Source organism: Bacteroides sp. MSSM.1001136sp1_RTP21357st2_D2_RTP21359_211015 (genome assembly GCF_040913205.1).
Lineage (GTDB): Bacteria > Bacteroidota > Bacteroidia > Bacteroidales > Bacteroidaceae > Bacteroides > Bacteroides ovatus.
Map to the genome: position 1 here is coordinate 53,007 of NZ_JBDFVF010000009.1, position 16,991 is coordinate 69,997.

Annotated in this window: 17 protein-coding genes; 3 read left to right on the top strand and 14 right to left on the bottom strand. The window is 46.4% G+C overall.

Features of this window, described 5'->3' with window-relative positions; all coding sequences use genetic code 11:
- Positions 1-99: 99 nt before the first annotated feature.
- A complete protein-coding gene (locus AB5217_RS08040; protein WP_004296776.1) occupies positions 100-612 on the bottom strand; it encodes an HU family DNA-binding protein in 513 nt (170 codons plus the stop codon).
- 247 nt (positions 613-859) lie between these two features.
- Here AB5217_RS08040 and AB5217_RS08045 point away from each other — a divergent pair, with 247 nt between their 5' ends.
- A complete protein-coding gene (locus tag AB5217_RS08045; protein WP_004296773.1) occupies positions 860-1,111 on the top strand; it encodes a DUF4248 domain-containing protein in 252 nt (83 codons plus the stop codon).
- A gap of 196 nt (positions 1,112-1,307) precedes the next feature.
- Here the strand turns inward: AB5217_RS08045 and AB5217_RS08050 are convergent, their stop codons facing one another.
- The 8 genes from AB5217_RS08050 to AB5217_RS08085 form a co-directional block, all read right to left on the bottom strand.
- Positions 1,308-1,835 (bottom strand): hypothetical protein, encoded by a 528-nt coding sequence (locus AB5217_RS08050; RefSeq protein ID WP_032845255.1) that lies wholly within the window; start codon positions 1,833-1,835, stop codon positions 1,308-1,310.
- A 20-nt stretch (positions 1,836-1,855) separates the two neighbouring features.
- Positions 1,856-3,655, bottom strand: coding sequence for a hypothetical protein (locus AB5217_RS08055; RefSeq protein ID WP_004326039.1), 1,800 nt, complete (start codon positions 3,653-3,655; stop codon positions 1,856-1,858).
- A 65-nt stretch (positions 3,656-3,720) separates the two neighbouring features.
- Positions 3,721-4,920, bottom strand: coding sequence for a hypothetical protein (locus AB5217_RS08060; protein WP_004310112.1), 1,200 nt, complete (start codon positions 4,918-4,920; stop codon positions 3,721-3,723).
- A gap of 217 nt (positions 4,921-5,137) precedes the next feature.
- Entirely contained in the window at positions 5,138-6,331 is a 1,194-nt protein-coding gene (locus AB5217_RS08065) for a BACON domain-containing protein (RefSeq protein WP_004326040.1), read from the bottom strand.
- Position 6,332: 1 nt separating this feature from the next.
- Entirely contained in the window at positions 6,333-7,643 is a 1,311-nt protein-coding gene (locus tag AB5217_RS08070) for a DUF4302 domain-containing protein (protein ID WP_004326041.1), read from the bottom strand.
- Positions 7,644-7,704: 61 nt separating this feature from the next.
- Positions 7,705-8,616: a putative zinc-binding metallopeptidase gene (locus AB5217_RS08075; protein WP_004326042.1), complete on the bottom strand. Its 912-nt coding sequence runs from the start codon at positions 8,614-8,616 to the stop codon at positions 7,705-7,707.
- Between the two features lie 20 nt (positions 8,617-8,636).
- On the bottom strand, positions 8,637-10,190 hold the full coding sequence (locus AB5217_RS08080) for a RagB/SusD family nutrient uptake outer membrane protein (protein ID WP_032845253.1): 1,554 nt from the start codon (positions 10,188-10,190) through the stop codon (positions 8,637-8,639).
- A gap of 40 nt (positions 10,191-10,230) precedes the next feature.
- On the bottom strand, positions 10,231-13,359 hold the full coding sequence (locus AB5217_RS08085; protein ID WP_368112576.1) for a SusC/RagA family TonB-linked outer membrane protein: 3,129 nt from the start codon (positions 13,357-13,359) through the stop codon (positions 10,231-10,233).
- Between the two features lie 572 nt (positions 13,360-13,931).
- On the opposite strand from AB5217_RS08085, the gene AB5217_RS08090 reads away from it, so the two are divergent.
- On the top strand, positions 13,932-14,156 hold the full coding sequence (locus tag AB5217_RS08090; protein WP_004310107.1) for a carboxypeptidase-like regulatory domain-containing protein: 225 nt from the start codon (positions 13,932-13,934) through the stop codon (positions 14,154-14,156).
- Between the two features lie 18 nt (positions 14,157-14,174).
- Here AB5217_RS08090 and AB5217_RS08095 read toward each other — a convergent pair whose 3' ends face one another.
- From AB5217_RS08095 to AB5217_RS08110, 5 genes are all read right to left on the bottom strand, one after another.
- Positions 14,175-14,645 (bottom strand): hypothetical protein, encoded by a 471-nt coding sequence (locus AB5217_RS08095; RefSeq protein WP_004296754.1) that lies wholly within the window; start codon positions 14,643-14,645, stop codon positions 14,175-14,177.
- A gap of 292 nt (positions 14,646-14,937) precedes the next feature.
- The gene (locus AB5217_RS24940) at positions 14,938-15,177 is read right to left on the bottom strand and encodes a hypothetical protein (RefSeq protein WP_229070572.1); all 240 of its coding nucleotides are present in this window, start codon (positions 15,175-15,177) and stop codon (positions 14,938-14,940) included.
- 50 nt (positions 15,178-15,227) lie between these two features.
- Positions 15,228-15,371 (bottom strand): hypothetical protein, encoded by a 144-nt coding sequence (locus tag AB5217_RS24945; protein ID WP_229070569.1) that lies wholly within the window; start codon positions 15,369-15,371, stop codon positions 15,228-15,230.
- Positions 15,334-16,071 carry an ImmA/IrrE family metallo-endopeptidase gene (locus AB5217_RS08105; protein WP_004321738.1) on the bottom strand — a complete coding sequence of 246 codons (738 nt, stop codon included), beginning with the start codon at positions 16,069-16,071 and terminating at the stop codon, positions 15,334-15,336. Before AB5217_RS08105 ends, AB5217_RS24945 begins: the two co-directional genes overlap by 38 nt.
- A complete protein-coding gene (locus AB5217_RS08110; RefSeq protein WP_004321740.1) occupies positions 16,058-16,408 on the bottom strand; it encodes a helix-turn-helix domain-containing protein in 351 nt (116 codons plus the stop codon). The genes AB5217_RS08105 and AB5217_RS08110 overlap by 14 nt, the downstream gene beginning before the upstream one ends.
- 220 nt (positions 16,409-16,628) lie before the next feature.
- On the opposite strand from AB5217_RS08110, the gene AB5217_RS08115 reads away from it, so the two are divergent.
- Complete coding sequence (locus tag AB5217_RS08115; RefSeq protein ID WP_004296751.1) at positions 16,629-16,991, top strand: SH3 beta-barrel fold-containing protein; 363 nt, start codon at positions 16,629-16,631, stop codon at positions 16,989-16,991.

Genomic DNA, 16,991 nt, shown 5'->3' on the forward strand with positions numbered 1-16,991 from the left:
CCGATTCGCGGCTACTGATAAGTCTATCAATAAGCTTTAGTTTGCCTGACAAACTTATCAGTTAATCCCTACGGATTCAGCTGCCAGCTGCACTTCCGGTCAAGCGGCCGGGTCCGGCGCTTCTCCTCCTCCGCCACCGGGTTCGTCGCCGTCATCCGGGTCTTTGTCAACGACATCGTCGGCCACAAACGAACCCGCTACATCCTTGATGTGCACAAACTCCACTCCGGTGGTCAATGCGCGGGTAGCACTTCCGTTAGCGGCACGGGTGTATTCAGGGGTAAACTGACAACGCAATGAAGTGATCTGCGAACTGCTGACTTTACTCTCCAACTCCACTCCTTTTCCTCCTGCTTTGGCAATCATTGTAAATGTTCCCAAGCCTTCGAGACGCACCGTGCGGCTGTTGAGCAACTGTTCGCGCATCACCGACATCAGGTTACGAATCACGTTATGAACATCACCCGCCGTCAGCGAGGCTTTTTCTGCAATCAATTCCGCCATTTTCTGCGTATTGACCATTTTCCCGAATTTCACCAGACGGGGATAATAAAGTTTCTGTCCTTCCTTGTTGGCAAGTGTTGCCTGATAAGGTTTGTAAATTAATGGCATACTGTTTTCCTTTCTTTTTTGATTGATGAATAAATAACTACTGTTTGTAACCGATTACGAAGACAAAAGTACACGAAGAGAAAAAAGCAGGGAAACACGATGTTACAACCCGTCGCAAGAGAGAACAGACAAGCACAAATTGACACGATTCATGCCTGCAAAGGCTTCTGTACAACACAGAACCAACCAGCATAAAAAGGCGTACCTTTGCATGAGTTCATAAATAAACCTCTAAAAAACAGTCAATATGAAAACAGAAACAACCCCAAAAGCAGAAACAGAGAGCCGTACCCGCATACAAGCCTATAGCAAAAGCCAGTTGGCCGGACTTTACCTACCTCACATACAGTCCGCCTCGGCACGACGCACCCTCCGTAGTTGGATTGCCAAGAACACTGCACTGCAAGCCGCACTCGCTCAAACCGGATATAGTGAAAAAGCCATCCTGCTCACTCCGGCACAAGTAAGGCTGTTCTTCAAGTTTTTAGGAGAGCCCTGAAACGACTCTTTTACAAGGGAAATATCATTCGGAGAAAGACAAAGCCAAACAAGGCAAGAAAAAAGGCAAGCCAAAGCAAAGCGGACATTTCATCACAGATCACGCGAATCAAATTATAACTTGCTGATTGCTGTTATAAAGAGTCCAAGATAATCTGTAACGAACTGTCCGCTCATTATATAAAAAAAGGATTATATCATTCCGGAGTACCTTCTCCCGACGGCTTCATCAAATCGGCTGTAACCTCCGCTTTAAAACGGACACCGTCGTGAAGCCGCAGATTCAATTTGACAGTAACATTCTCATCGTTGTTACGCTTCACATAAAACGTTCCCGTCACCCTTTTATATTGGGAATAATAATAGAACGGATCTTCGTAAATAAAGAAATACTGGTCGTTTTGGTACAAGGTCGATGCATCCACCACTTGCCCCTCCCAATACATACCCAGAGAAAACAAAAAATAAGTACTAGTTTTCCCGTCCTGTATCTTTTCCGGAGAAAAGATACAAGTAAAATAACCACCGTCTATAGTAGCCTCACCGGACACGATCCTGTTCGCTTCCCCCCGGAATGAATAAGTACCGATGGAAGGCAATTCCTCCACATCCGGACCGGGATTTACCGGATCATTATCTTTATCGTCACTACATCCGGCAAAACCCACCAGAAGCAATCCCGATAAAACATATAAATTTAAATATTTCAATAAGATTTTCTTCATGAATACACTTCATTAAATCGTCACTCTATTACTGTCACCGCACCTTTATAGTAGCCGGACAAACTGGCATCGCCATATTTCTTAATACCTACCACTTCAAAAGTCATTTCAACTTCATTGCCCTGAAGAGACACCGAAGTCCGGCCTCCCAGAGCCAGATTGCCCAATGTGGTATTAGCCCGACTGTAAGTCACTCCTTCATACGTAATCGAGATTTTCACATTTTCATCATCACCGGAGAATCCGCGGAGCACTCCATCCAGCATTGTTTTCGAAAGACGCACCACTGCATCCGCTGCCGACATTCCCGCCACAGTAGTGATACCTGGCTGTCGTGAAAGGTAAATAACACAAATATCCGCATCCGTCTTATCTATCACCACAGACTGGATAGTGACCGGAGTACCGTCCGCCCCTAAGCGATATTCATTCGGGATCGTCGTATCATACACCACGAAAGCACCGTTATAGTTACCTGATATTTTAAGGCTATTATCACCCAAATATTTGAGGTTAAGCGTCAATGAATATTCATTATCCGCTGATTTCGATACACTGAACGTACCTGCCGCATCCTCCAGGTGACCTTTGGATATTTGTATTCTTTCTTCGTCATACGGGCTATAATAAGTAAATTCAAAAGCCAGATTGGTATTTGTTATATCCACTTCCTGCCCGTTAAGTCCTGCGTTCGGGACAAAGAGACGCACATAATATGTGTTTACATTCTCCAAGTCCGCAGCAGACGAAATTCTCGACGGAGTGAGATACAATGCCACTCCTTCATCCGTCTTTTCATAGAAAGTAGCTTTGATGTCACGCGTGTTTTCTCCGTTCAACGTTAATATATTCGTCGTACTCTGTTTAATTTCAGAATAAGCACCCTCGTAAGAACCTTCGAACTTTCCACCCGAAAGCAAAGTAAAGCTGAAAGTTATTTTCACCCGATTATCCGTCTTTTCCACTTTGAACTTACCTGCCGAACATATTTCAGACCATCCATAAGGATCTACCGCAGTCAGGTCGTCAGCTCCCAATTCTGTCATATTATAGAAAGCATAATCCATACCGTCATAAGACGTGATATCCAATACCTGTCCCAACATAGCGGGATTGATTCCGATCATCAGGAACTCCGTATCCGACATATCTTCCACCGTTGTCAGTCCTGCGTACGGACTAAGATAAAAATATTGAATTCCCCCGATGACAGTAGCCACCACCGATTTCAACGGACGCACTTCACTTCCGAAAGAAAATTCACTGGGCAACTTTGCAGGAGCCTTGTAGCTACAACCAGCCTCCCCTGTAAACTTACCGCCACTTTTCAGCGTACAATCAAAAGTAGCTTTCACAGCCGATATCTCATTCTCACCCGGAGTCATCGTCAAAGTGATCTTGCCTTGCGTCAGCACCTCTTCCCATTCGTAAGGGTCCACGGCTACAATAGCCTCACCATCGGCATCCATGTAATAAAGCACATAATCGTCACCTTCAGAGCTGCCTACCGTAACCGGACTGCCCACCAGACTCTTATCCACTCCCAGCATCACATATTCCTTTCCGCTATTCATAAAGTCTTCAAGCGTTTCCAAACTCTGCAACGGACTCATACACACATACACAATGCCATCCTGTTCAAAACAAGACACCGATTTAGCTTGTATCGTCTTATCCTTATACGTATACGTATTCACTGTTTCCACAGGTTCCAGTTCCGGCTCCGGTTCGGGATCAGTGGCCGGATCATCGTCACTACATGCCACAAAACAACTCATTGCCAACATGAATAAGAAAAAGGAAATAAATCTAGTTTTCATATTTCTCGTTTTTTGGGTTAATTATAAAATCGCGTTATTAGTAAAATGATGCCATCCACCCGTGTTTACTGCGGACGATAATCAAATACGGTAATAGGAGCATCCTGCGAATAAGTGGTACGTACATGATTCGGGTGTTCCTTATCACAGTCAATAAAATCTATCGTCAGCGTGTGTTTGTCACCGTCGCGTGCCACAGTCATGGTTCCGCCGTCTATGCGTGCATATTCTTTCATGGCTCCGTTCTGAAGTTTCTCATACCAGGTTCCTCCCGGATAAGTAAAGCCGTTAGGATAGCCCGAAGCTATGTTTCCCGGTTTCAGCAACTCGCGCGGGATACCATATGATTCCTTATCACGCGCCACCACCGTATAAGTACCTGCCGGAATACCCTGTGTTACATCCGTAGCCCATTCCACGAAAAATTCCACCTTCAATACTCTTCCATTACCGGCCGGCCAAGTGTCGACAAGACTTATACTCTCTTCCGCCAGATAAAGCTCGACTACCCGGCACGACTCATCTTGCAGATAATAAGAATCGCCCTTATCCTGCAGGCGGGCTTGCGTCCATCCATTCAGTGCAATATCGGTGGTCAGCGTAGAATTAGGAGTTTCATCCTTGCTTTCGTGACGGTCGATGGTGATTACTTTTCCCGTATAGGTGAAATAACGTTTCAAGGAAAGATCGCCCACCAATGTTCCGCTAATCGAATATTCACCACCGGACAGCCGTTTCACCGTCATTTTACCACCGGAAAGCAAATCGGCATCGACACTCGTAGAGTAAGATTTCACATCACCGTAGAAAGTTCCGGCAGGAATATCCACCTTTCCGGTCGGGAGATCGATTTGATTCATATATCCGAGGTTGAATGTCCATTCATCAAACGTGTATCCGTTCAATGCTGCATCAAAAGTGCCTTCAGGGAGCGGAAATTCCGTAGCTTCCGAAGCAAATGGCGGGACATTCAGGCTGAACGCCATGATCTTGCCCGGTCCTATCGGATTACCAGTAGCATCTACTTCCATATCCGTATAAAGCGTCAATACAAAATGATCTGTGCCCACTCCGTCTTTATCTCCCCAGTACACCAGGTTGGAGTTGACAAACTCCACCACTTCCGGCGCCGGGTTTACGTCTTCTCCACCGGGTTTTCCTCCCTCCGGATTTTCGGCGTCATTGTCACTGCAAGCGGTCAACACCCCCACAGACGCAACAGCGAACAGGCAGACACCCAATAACTTCATTATTTTCTTATCCATATCAGACTGATTTATATATTTTACATCATTGAAAAGAACTTCCGTAGCGACCGGGAATCATAAAAAAGGCGGAGTAAGCTCGGGAAAAGGATTCCCATTCTTCGCACGAGTATCCCCGCCTGTCATATAGTAAAGTTAAATTAAGAGAGAATTAGTAAATTCTCATTCCGTTTCACAACGGTAGTTCTTTTCTTTATTCATCAATGTTATGTTCGTTTTATCTGAAAAGTGCAATATCCGGGAAAAGGATACAATCTTTCAGTGTCCCGGTCAGGAACTGCTGTCCGTCAAACAATGCTATCGCCAGGTAGCATCCGCTTTCCGGTGCTCCGGTCACGTCCTGAAAACTGACTCCGACAGAACCGTCCTGATAAAGCACAGGAGCGAAACCGAAATTTCCTTTCGAATAAATATTGGAAGAAGCCGCTACAGAAAAGCCGTACAGGGTTTGCAAAACAACACCTGCCCCATCATCCGATGTTCCGTCCGATACTCCACCTGACGTTCCGTCCGAAGCGCCTTCTGCCACCTCATCCGCAACTTCTTCCACGACCGTAAAGTCTTTCTGTGCCGCACCGATAGGAACCACAAACGATCCATTTTCATAGGTAGCCTGCAATGAAATCGTAGCCTTTGCGGGGTCTTTCAGATATTGCGCTGCCGGAGTATTTGCCAACGACATCTTAATGGTATATCCCTCGCCATCGACATTCTTCGAAATTTCAGTAGCCGACAAGGGATAGGCGTTTTCGATATTCTTCGTATCCCATTTCACATAAATCCGGCTATTTCCCCACACTCCAAGCAGGTCCGTCGCTTCATACTGGTAGACGTAGTAAAAGAACTTCCGCCCTTCATTGGTGCTGACCAACAACTGGCAGGCACGGGGATTACCGGTTTTGTTCTCTTTCAACACAAGCAAGAAACCATCTTCTTTTGAAGCAGCCGGCACCTCCACCCAGTCGATTCCCCGCTGCACGCTCACTTTGAAATCAAACGAACTATTCACCCGTACAATCGTCTGTGAAGGAGCATTTCCGAGGCGTATCACCTGCTGGTCGGAGTCGGGAGCAAAAATATTTCCCTCCTGCGTCACTACAATTTTCTGTTCGCTATTGCCATCGCTCACGGTCACCTGCGTGGCACGTGACGTATATTCATAATTGGCTCTGACAAGCAAAGTTATCTTTTCGTTTGTCACTTCGATTACCCTGCACCAGTCCGCACCCGAAACGGCAGTTAGTTCTCCGGTAGCCTGCAAAGCCACTTCCACTGTTCCGCCTCCGGCTACCAGATCGACGTCCGCCTTCATGACGCGAAAGCCTTGTGCCGTTTCATCGTTTTCCTTGTCGCACGCTGTCATCAGCAAACAGCACGCAGATAATAACAGTATAACTAACTTATTCATCATATCATTCTTCTATTGTTTTTTTAATCAACCTGATTGCTGCAACTGCATCCGTGTATCCCATGAAAGAGGCCTCCTCATCCTGCGAGTCGTACACACCGAAGATAAATCCGGAGATTTCACCCATCCACACTCCATTGTCCACCAGATAAATGCCGTCGGTGGTAGGATAACTGATAAGACCGATTGCCGAACTGCGCAAAACATAATCATTCATCAAATCCCACATAGCCAGATATACGTAACCTCCCTGTACTTTCTTCAAGAATTGCGGCAGGATGGAAAGTCCGCCACGCGGCTTGTCGTAAGTTACCAGAATGTCATATTCGAGTCCTTTAAGCCAGTAGCTCTTGCCGTCCTCGTTCTTCACCAGTTGAATCTCCTGCGAAGCCACTTCCAGTTGGTTCGTCGCACCGTTCAGGCGGTAGAAATCCATCAAATAAGTGCCCGGATAATAGTCGTAGCTCTGATATCCGTCAATGTAGATGCCTTTCATCTTCACTCCTGTAGCTCCTTCGTCGGTACAGACAAAGCTGATTTCCTCGTTCTTCCAGACAAAATTCTGCATGGTTTGTCCGTCTATCGTCACCGGTTCGTGAAAACGCATTCCGTCGGTGGTAAACATAAAAGGTACGGTTTTCTGATACACCTTTCCAACTTCGTCATAATAGGTCACAATGAACGTATAGTTGCTGCGTAGCATTTGCCCGGTGTAGAGTCCGTCCATCCGCAGGTCGTATTCATAAAAGAAAGCATCGTCTTCCACTTTCTTTATCCGGGTGAGATATTGCTTCCACGTCTGGTCGGCAGAAAAAGCCTTCATCACGATGCGGTTGCCATATTTCTTGCCTTTCAGTTCGATACGGTCGGCGGTGGCATCGGAGATCACAAATTCGTAGTCGCCTCCGAGCGTTCCGTTCGGGTCGTCGGCCATACTTCCCTGCGGTTGCCCGAAATAATGCACCAGGTAATTGTAGGTATCGAAAGACAACATCGTCGCCTGCTCGGACTTGACGCTATAAAGCGAACTGACCGTCTCATCCGCTCCCGCTATCTGCGAAGCCATCGTCACCCGCTGGCCGTCGAACTTGCAAAGCAGGGTAATACCTCCCAGCGAGTAGTCCTTACCGACGTAATATTCCATCACCCATCCGTTGGGTGCTGCTTCCAGCAGTTCGCTGCAACGCTTCACATCGGCCGTGGCACGGTTGGCAGACGAATCGTCAAAATAATCTTCTTCCTGAAAGAGGCACGACTGCAAACCCAGGCAGACAAGGGCCAACAGGAAATATATCGTTCTATTTTTCTTCATCATAATAATGTGTAATTAAATAATCATCCAATCGTCAATCAAAAAAACAAGAGGTGACCGGCACTTATTGAATAGTGCTCAAGTCAATTTCGGTAATCTCCTGCTGGCGGCGCAGCACGATTTTACGAAGTTCGTTGAGGTCGATCCCCCATGTGTCGCGCATATAGTTATAGACAATCGTGAATTTCTTGTTGATGATGGCAGCGCCCGATTCTCCGGCTGCCGTCATCATATTGTCCCAGTAGGCCTGCGTATGCGTGACGTACATGGCTATATTTTCCACAAAATCCTCGTTGGACTGGCTCATGGCATAAGCCGTCACGAAACCGTCGGACCAGGCCACATCGTCCGTGCGGGGCATGGCACCCTGGGCGGTCATGTAGTAATACCAGTCGGCTCCCACGTATTTTCCTTCCGAGATGCGGTTGAAAGAAGGGTCGAAATTCCGTTTCTGATGCAGGATATGGGCAAATTCATGATGCATCGTTTCAAAATAATACTCGTTGAGCTTTTCGATATTGATCTTCTTTATGTTGAGGTCGTTCACGTTGTAGAGGGTGATTTTCTTCCCGCCTTCTGCCGTGCCGAGCACCATGTTACCGCTACTTTCGTAGGCGGGCGATCCGATGAGGTGGAATGTCTTGGGTACGTAGACACGGAGAAAATCCATTCCTGCCAGTTCGACGTAAGCGTCCATCCAGACGTGTTTGATGATTTTCGACAGTGCCACTGCTTTGTCATAGTCGGCGGGCACGAGGTTGTATTTATGATCGCTCTCGATATCCTTCATGCGGTACATGAAGTCGATGTTATAAGGATAGGTGTAGTTGTCGAGCAGCCAGTAGTCGAAAGCATTTCTCTCCAGCGGTTCGGTAGAGAAGATGCTGTTCGCAGTGTCTATCTCGTCGTTATTGTTGCAAGCCCCCAGGCAGACTGTGGTGAGAGCAAGCAAAGAGTAAATGATCTGTTTCTTCATAATTTTCACTTTTTTCTCTGTTAGTTTCTTCTCGGGTTAGGTTGCATTCCCGCCACGATCACGTTTCGCGGAATCTGGATGGCACGGCGCAGGTCGTTCGGCGGCATTTCGTCGGTGACACGTTGAGTAGCCATGTTACGACGGTAAATCATAATACCGTACCGTTTGATATCGGGCCAGCGCATCCCCTCGTGCAGGGTAGTGACACGGCGTATGTGCAGAATACAGTGAAGAATATTTTCCTGCATCCCTTCTTCGATAGTGAAATCGGGAGCTAGCTGTTTCTTGGGCGTCTGTTGCGTGAAAGGCGTGTAGAAATTCATTTTATCATAATACGCATTGATCTGGTCGGGTGTCAGGGTCGATTTGTTGCGGGTGTAGGCACGTTGCCAGCTCGTGATGTCGGCAGCCGACTGGGGGTACATTTTCTTCAACGCGTATGCTTCGGCACGGCAAAGCAGGGTTTCGTCCGTTGAGAACAATACCGGCATATAATAAAGGTAGCCGCCATCATAAAGTCCGCTCTTGCGCAGGATGCTGGCTACAAATCCGGTGGTAGAGAAAGGTTTCAGATACAAATAATCCGAGCTGCCCCACAGTCCTGCAGAAAGACAGGTTTCGCTGGTGGCGAGCGTTTGGTTGTGGAAGTAACGCGGGCCTACCAGGTAGTCGCTTCCGAGTGCGCCCCAGTTGGAGACGGTGCTGCTTATCAGCAGGTTGGCCTCATTGGAAGAAGCAATATACGCATCTGCCTGCACATTTCCGTTCACGGAAAGATTGCTCAATGCTTCCCAGTCGCGGAGCAGGTCGTCGGGGTTGCTGCCCAACACACGGGTGGCAAAGTCAATCACCCGGTCGCAGTTGGAGAAATCGGGTTTCATATAATAAAGGTAGAAACGGGCGGCAAAGGCATAGGCGGCCTTGCGGGTGAAATGGTATTTGGGGACGGAATATCCGTCGTCCGAAATCAGTTCCACTCCCTCCAGGAGGTCACGCTCCACTTTCCGGTACACTTCTTCCAGCGTGCTGCGCTCGTAACGGGGAGACACGGTGGTTTCCACGTCTTCCATATAGGGGATTCCCAACGATTCGGAGGCATGAGTGTCATAAGCATTGCAGAAGATAGTTGCCAGCATGAAATGGCAGTAGGCACGGCACACCAGTGCTTCACCGCGCTGCGGGTTGAGCGATGCCGGATTTCCTTTCTCCTCTATCGCCTTGAGTGCCATGTTGGCGGCTGAAATTGCACCGTAATAACCTCCCCAAAGGGAATTGGGTGTGTCCTGATATTCCTCTTTGGTATCTTCCCAGTTGTAACATTCCTTTTCGGAAAGCTGGTAGTAACCGTAGGTGGGGCCGCTATCATCGGAGTTGTCGCTGTAGAGTTCGAACAGTTCGTTGGGTGATACGTCGGGATAGGCCGATACAAGCAGTTTGGCTATTTTCTGGTCGGTGTTCAGTTCCGTGCGGTTGTCCGGTGTTTTGTCCAGAAAATCATTGCAGGAAACGGTAGTCAGACCGGAAGCTGCGGTGAGCAGCAGCACAGGGAGTATATGGTTTATTTTCGTCTTCATCTATCGTATATTTTTTCGGGTTCTCTATTGGGGGTTACAATCACAGTCCCAGACGCAGGGTGAGGGTAAACTGACGCGGAACGGGGGATGCTACCCCTCCGGTGTTCACAAATTCGGGGTCCTGCCCGTTCAACTTCTTGTCGGCGTAGATCAGGAAGAGGTTGGTAGCCTGCAACTTGAGCGACAGGTTGGATATTTTGGCAGGAGCGATCCAGCTTCTCGGGAACTCATACATCAGTGATATTTCTTTCATGCGGATAAAATCGCCTTTGGCGATGCGCTCCGTAGAATAGTTGTAGGCGTTGTAGGCAAGATAAAGCGATGTATTCGTCCTATATTGCGGGTCGCTAAGTATCACCGGGATATTCGTTCTCGCTTCGTCGCCGGAAACAGTCCAGCGGTTTTTGAATTCACGCGGCATGGCGGTAAGGTCGGAATATTTGTAGTTGAACACCGGGTTGAGGCGGACTACGTTGCCGAAAGAGTAAGTCATAAAGACATTTAGTTTGAAGCCTTTATAGGTGAATACATTACCGAAACTTCCCGTGACGGTGGGATCGGTAGGACCTTCGTATTTCAGGTAATCCAGTTTTTCGCGTTCCTGGAAGTTGATGCTGGTGCTAGTCACTTTTCCGTCGATGAGGTATTGCGGAATACCGTCTTCATCAAGTCCCGCAAAAGGGATGGAGAAGAGTCCGCGCACGGGGTATCCTTCGCGGGCAAAGCCGTTGCCGGAAACGAGTTCCATCATACTTGTGAGTCCTTTCAGCTGGGTGACTTCGTTCTTGGCATAGGAGAAGATAAAGTCTGTGTTCCATGAAAAATCATTCGTGCGGATGTTGCGGGTGGAGAGCGTAAATTCCACACCGTGAGATTTCATGGTGGCTACGTTGGCATATTTGTTGATGACGCCGCCTACTCCCTGTGTGGGGACTACACCGATCAGGTCGTAGTTGTTACGCTGGTACCAGTCGGCGGAGAAGTTGATGCGATTTTCGAGCAGGCCGAGGTCGATGCCGATGTTCAGCTCATGCTTTTTCTCGTAAGTGAGTTCGCTGTTCTCGATGTCATCGATATAAAGTCCCGTTTCCTGAATGTCGGTAAAGGGGCGGTAGGGCGAGAAGCTGCGGATGATGGCTTGCGAGTTGGTCACTTCCGCCGGGCCGCGGTCGGCGGTGAGGGAGTATGAGGCTTTCAGTGTCAGGTTGGAAAGGGTGGGTTGCAGCGCTTTGAAGAAAGATTCTTCATGCACGTTCCAGGCACCGGACAGGTTCCATGTGGGTAGCCAGCGGGATGAACGGCTGCGTCCCATGCGGTTGGTTCCTTCATAGCGGAAAGTGCCGTTGAGGGTGTAGCGTCCGTCGTAAGAATACGTGGCGTTGAAGAAGCTGGCTATACTCCGGGTTTCGGAGTGTCCCAGGCTGTAATAGCGCGAACCGGATTCGATACCGTTCTTGAAGAACTGGTAGATGTAGGACGGAATTTCCCCCATCGAATATTGCATTCCCCAGCCTTGGAAAGAGGAATATGTTTTTTGAAGGCTGTTCACTTCCATTCCGGCAAAGAAGTTGGTGATGTGCTTTTCGGCGAAAAGATGATTCCATGAGAGTGTTCCACGGAAATCGAGTCCCAGCATACGGCGGTCCTGACGCTGGTAGATACCGCCTTCGGGCAGCAGGGTAATAGGCAGGGCGTATGGGTTGTCGGGGTCGGTATAGAGCAGTTTGTTTTGCTCGCGGATGGTGGCGTCGTCCATACCGGTGCGGTAGGCGATTGCCTGATTGGCGTCGTCGAGCACGTTGTGTTCCTGCGATGAAGTCTGGTATCTAACGGCTCCGAGGGCACTCAATTCGAGTCCCTGAATCACTTTCCACTTCATCTCGCCTTGAAATTTCACATCGACCATATTGATTTCGATGTAGTTATTGTCGAGTTCGTGGAGAATATTGAATGGGGCGTAGTTGCTGATATAGTCCACAGAGGGGTCGAGTGTGCGGCTTGTGTTGAGCGCGTATGAATAAGGGTTGATGTCGAATCCGCGGGACATCTTTCCTGATGCGATGTCGAGGGTGGAGTTCATCGTTCCCGGCGCGTTCTGCTGGCGGTAGGAGGCGTTGGATATGAGGTTGAGCGACAGATTTTTATATATATTATAGGTTGTGTTCACATTGGCCGTATAGCGTTTCACCTTGCTCTGCTTGTACCAACCAGGATCGAGCATGGCACTCAAGGAGGCGTAGAAAGAGGATTTTTCCGTTCCGGCGGTGATGCTGACGGAATGGTTCTGCGAAACGGCATTGGTGAAAAGCACGTCGAACCAGTCAGTGTTGCGCATTTCCGCTTCGCGGAGGTAAGCGTTACGGGCTTCGGTGGTGTTGAGCAGTCCGCGTTGGCCGTTACTGTTGTTGTATTCGTCGATGAGGCGGTACATACGACCGTACACTCCGGTGTCTCTGGTGCGGAAAAGGTCGGCACTGTTCAACCAGCCTTTCTGTTCCATTTCTTTGTAGATTCCCATCTGTTCCTGCGAATTCATGATATTGAATTCTTTGTAGCTGGGGATAGCACGGGTGGTGAACTCGCCCATATAACTGATCTTGCTGACTCCGGCACGTCCTTTCTTAGTGGTGACTACGATAACGCCTGCCATCGCACGTGCACCGTAAATGGAGGTTGCCGAACCGTCTTTCAAAATTTGGAAACTCTCGATATCGTCGGAATTCAGTCCGGCTATGGCGGAACTAATCAGTGTCTCGGCATCACCGGAGGAAAGGTCATCGGGACCTACGTCGATGGCGTCTTCCAGAATCACGCCGTCAACAACCCACAACGGTTTGGAACTTCCGTAAATGGAAGTAGCTCCACGCACACGAATCTTGGGGGCAGTTCCAAAAGTGCCCGAAACATTCTGAACGGAAACTCCTGCCGCACGACCTTCCAGTCCGCGACTAATGTCGGGCAAACCGTCCAGCTTCACATTATCGGCATTTAATTGTTTGGTGGCTCCGGTAAAAAGACGTTTATCCATTTTCTGCATACCGGTCACTACCACTTCCTGTAATACTTCGGAATCGGATTTCATCATTACCTTGATGGTCCCGGACTTGATGGGAACATCCTGCGACTTCATGCCGACATAGGTGATTTGCAAAGTTCTTGATGAACTCATGCATTTTCTGCCCCTCCTTCCATAAGTGCTTGAGCACAAAATATTTAATAAATATAAAAAAGAAAATACCGAAAGGGGAATAAAAAAAGCAAAAAAGGAAGTGAAACGCAAAATAAATCGTCCTTTTTTGCTTTTTATCTACTTACTGAAAAGGTAGAAAATATCTTTCATGTAGCAAACTTCAAGTCCGGCAGCAACTCTCGTCTCCCCAATTAGGGTATTAATATAAGAGACTATGGATAGAATTTCTTTCTTTGTCCAATAAACTATCTTTTTTCTACCTGCAATTATTTATTTGCAGATTATTATGTGTTATTAAACATCTTATCTACGAATTTATCCACATTTATTTATCAAAAAGATACTTATTTTCGTTTATTAATCACCAAAAAGAAATAAGAAACCGCCTTTCATGTACTTATCTTGTATTTAAGTCCTTTTGCTACAAGTATTTTGTATCGACAGCACAAATTCATATTTTTTTTCATATTTTTCTTTGTTTTTCTAAAAAAGTGGTTACTTTTGCGAATCGTAAGATAGCAAAACAGACTATTCTACTATATAAAAACTATATGAAAAGAAAACTAACGCTGTTATTAACCTGCCTGCTAGCAGGCATTAGCCTGGCAATCGCTCAAACCTCCAGAAAGGTAATGGGCGTTGTCTTCTCCGAGGAAGACAACCAGCCCGTCATAGGAGCATCCGTTTTAGTTAAAGGTACATCTATAGGAACCACCACCGACCTCGATGGAAAGTTCGTTATCAATAATGTACCAAGTTCATCAAGAACTTGGTAACTCCCCTCCCGCTTTCTTCTATTTTCCATCTTTTTTCTTCACCTTTCCTTCCTTTTCACCAGTCTCCAGGAACAGTGTTTTATCGTCATGAAACTGAATATCTATACGAATATGATGACTATCATCAACTGTATAGCCTACATCCGCAGAATCTCCTAGAAAAAGCTTCAGAATCCAGCACAACACCTCCGGAATATTGACAATAATCGTTGCCTTTCCAATCACACAAGAGAAAAAATTAAAGATAGTTGTCCAATTTGGTATAGGACTCCGACCGTCGAAATTACACCTGTACACACGCCCCACGGACGAACGCGAACAATCCGAATTCTTTTCAACATATTTTTCTGGAATATTATTCAGTTGCCCCAACTTAAAAACACAATCAATTACTTTCTTCTTAACATCATCGTCGCTGTGACGTACACCGGTCATTTCTTTCTGACCATTTTCACTGTTAAAAACCACTTCTCTTTCTACCTTAGTCATTTTTTTACATTTTATTTAATATTTACATATAAAATTCACGACAAAAGTACAATGCTTATTTTAACATATATGTTCAAGCATGACACATTCTATATTTTTCATCCATATTTTCACAAAGAAAGAGGGTTTGGGGTACCCATTTTCTACCTTACCGGTATTATCAAGAAAATAGATGAAATAAAATCTGCCAAAGAGGAAAGAAATCACTCGTTCCAAAAGCTGTGATTTGCGCTAAGAAAAGATACCGGAACTATTACTAAAAATAATAAATTAAGAGAATAGAAAAGCGATGTCAAATCGCGACTGTACATTTATAGCGGGTAATATCAACTTCCGGCAACTTGCTCCCTGAAGCAATTACCTTAGCAATAAACTCGTTACATTCCTCTGCCGAAAGCTTCTTCCGGCAAAAAGCATAATATAGAAAATCAAGAGTAGTCAGAAAAGTTATACCGTTCTGCAAACAATAGTCCTTTATATCCTTCAAATTACTGCTACCCAGCACATCACGGTGCTCTCTGCAATAAATCATGCAGGCACTCTCACCGTGTCCAAACGTTTTAAGTAATTGGAAATAATCTTTCAACGATGCTCCCGTAGGGGAGAAACCAAAATAACATATTCGTATTCGGGAAAGATGTCCGGCAACAAAGAAAATGCTTCCGCTTTCACAAAATGGATGATAACGTCAGCATCCAGTATTATTTTCGTCTTCTTCTGTTGCATGTGTGTTTATTTTGCGGAGTAACTCCCAATAGTGCCCCTCTGATATTTTTTCCTGTTCAAAAAGTGAGCGGGCTTTTTCGCCGAAGTCTCCGATTACCAGTCCTTCGTTTGCCGGATCATATAATGCAGTGTCATAACCGAAACACAAAGCCGAGTGTTTCACCGGTTCATCTGCCAGCGCAAGACGTGCAGCATTGGTCAGTAAACCAACATTCAGCAATCTGTAAAGCAGTGCAGAGCGGGAAACAGAAAAGTAATGTTCCAATTTCAACACTGTTGCCAATGAGATCTTTTTTGTTTTCAGTTCATTTTCCGGGATAAGTTGACAAAGTCCTGTCTCCGGCATCAGCAAAGAAGAGGCAAACATATCGGCGCTCTGTTCTACGGGGTCTTTACTTCCACTACAAGGGTTGCATTTGTGCGGAGTTGGTTTACTTTCAATATACAAGTGATAGAGTTCGTGGGCAATCGTGAAATGTTGCCTGCCTCTTGAATGGGAAGAATTCACGAGCATGAACCGATGTCCGGAACCGTCTTTGAGGCACATTCCCGAAAAGTTATCGGAAAGAGGGCGGAAAATGGTCAAGACATTCAATTTCAGCAACAGACTTTTCAGATTAATGGCTTCCGAAGCACTCAATCCGTTATCCGCGCGAAATTCCGCCACTTGTCTTTCTATGATGAATTTATTTGGAGCCATTTCCAATCCGTTCCATTTTAAGGTAAGACTTCACGAGATCTTTAAAATGGGCTATTTCTTTCAAATCCCCTTCTTCAACATCGGAGATACGAAAAGCAGTAGCCAGAATCTCATTGTCGGCTTCTACATTATCTTCAAACAGAAGAAACGCTTCACAGCCAAACAAATCAGCAATCTTCTCTAACAAATGAAAAGGCACTTCACGAACACCGCTTTCATAGTTACTATAAGCCGACCGCTCCACACCGATAGATTTCGCTACCTGCTCCTGCGTAAAACCGGATAATTCTCTGGTTTTCTTCAAGTTCTCTCCGACAATCTGATTCATGGTTTTCATTAGTCACCTCCTTTATTCTGTGGCAAAAGTAATTCTAAAATAAATAATAAACAAGTTTTGCCACAGATAAGTTTAATCTTCCGCCATTTACTTTTTCTCACATAGCACTCAATCATGACTCAATCGTTTCAACGTTTCATTATGGTTCAAGCTTGGACAGCCTTTGCATTACCTGCTCTCTACCTTTGTCCCCATAATCAAATCATTAAAACGAATCAAAATGACTGAAACTGAAAAAAATCATTCCTTCCAACGGGTACAGCTAATGAAGCAAGCTGCCGTCATCCGGCAAAACAACGGTATGAACCGGCACGATGCACTCGTCACGGCTCACCGGATAGGGGCTCTCATCCGGCAGATGCATCACGGAAATGTCTGTTTCCGCTACACCAAACAGGATGGAACCATCCGACACGCCACCGGCACCCTCACCGGATATGAACATAGTTTCCACCGTCCGTATCTACCCAAACCGGAAAATACGTTCGTTGTCTACTATGATATCGAAGCCAAAGGCTGGCGCACCTTTCACGCTGAAAATTTTCTGGATATCGAAACGGACGGGCAAGACAGCAACAAGTAA

What these genes read in the sequence shown, in the direction of transcription:
- AB5217_RS08060 (WP_004310112.1), bottom strand. Translation starts at nt 4,920, where the DNA reads ATGGATAAGAAAATAATGAAGTTATTGGGTGTCTGCCTGTTCGCTGTT.
- AB5217_RS08115 (WP_004296751.1), top strand. Translation starts at nt 16,629, where the DNA reads ATGACTGAAACTGAAAAAAATCATTCCTTCCAACGGGTACAGCTAATG.
- AB5217_RS08085 (WP_368112576.1), bottom strand. Translation starts at nt 13,359, where the DNA reads ATGAGTTCATCAAGAACTTTGCAAATCACCTATGTCGGCATGAAGTCG.
- AB5217_RS08080 (WP_032845253.1), bottom strand. Translation starts at nt 10,190, where the DNA reads ATGAAGACGAAAATAAACCATATACTCCCTGTGCTGCTGCTCACCGCA.
- AB5217_RS08090 (WP_004310107.1), top strand. Translation starts at nt 13,932, where the DNA reads ATGAAAAGAAAACTAACGCTGTTATTAACCTGCCTGCTAGCAGGCATT.
- AB5217_RS08065 (WP_004326040.1), bottom strand. Translation starts at nt 6,331, where the DNA reads ATGATGAATAAGTTAGTTATACTGTTATTATCTGCGTGCTGTTTGCTG.
- AB5217_RS08095 (WP_004296754.1), bottom strand. Translation starts at nt 14,645, where the DNA reads ATGACTAAGGTAGAAAGAGAAGTGGTTTTTAACAGTGAAAATGGTCAG.
- AB5217_RS08055 (WP_004326039.1), bottom strand. Translation starts at nt 3,655, where the DNA reads ATGAAAACTAGATTTATTTCCTTTTTCTTATTCATGTTGGCAATGAGT.
- AB5217_RS24940 (WP_229070572.1), bottom strand. Translation starts at nt 15,177, where the DNA reads ATGATTTATTGCAGAGAGCACCGTGATGTGCTGGGTAGCAGTAATTTG.
- AB5217_RS08050 (WP_032845255.1), bottom strand. Translation starts at nt 1,835, where the DNA reads ATGAAGAAAATCTTATTGAAATATTTAAATTTATATGTTTTATCGGGA.
- AB5217_RS08110 (WP_004321740.1), bottom strand. Translation starts at nt 16,408, where the DNA reads ATGAAAACCATGAATCAGATTGTCGGAGAGAACTTGAAGAAAACCAGA.
- AB5217_RS08105 (WP_004321738.1), bottom strand. Translation starts at nt 16,071, where the DNA reads ATGGCTCCAAATAAATTCATCATAGAAAGACAAGTGGCGGAATTTCGC.
- AB5217_RS08075 (WP_004326042.1), bottom strand. Translation starts at nt 8,616, where the DNA reads ATGAAGAAACAGATCATTTACTCTTTGCTTGCTCTCACCACAGTCTGC.
- AB5217_RS08045 (WP_004296773.1), top strand. Translation starts at nt 860, where the DNA reads ATGAAAACAGAAACAACCCCAAAAGCAGAAACAGAGAGCCGTACCCGC.
- AB5217_RS08040 (WP_004296776.1), bottom strand. Translation starts at nt 612, where the DNA reads ATGCCATTAATTTACAAACCTTATCAGGCAACACTTGCCAACAAGGAA.
- AB5217_RS08070 (WP_004326041.1), bottom strand. Translation starts at nt 7,643, where the DNA reads ATGATGAAGAAAAATAGAACGATATATTTCCTGTTGGCCCTTGTCTGC.
- AB5217_RS24945 (WP_229070569.1), bottom strand. Translation starts at nt 15,371, where the DNA reads ATGCAACAGAAGAAGACGAAAATAATACTGGATGCTGACGTTATCATC.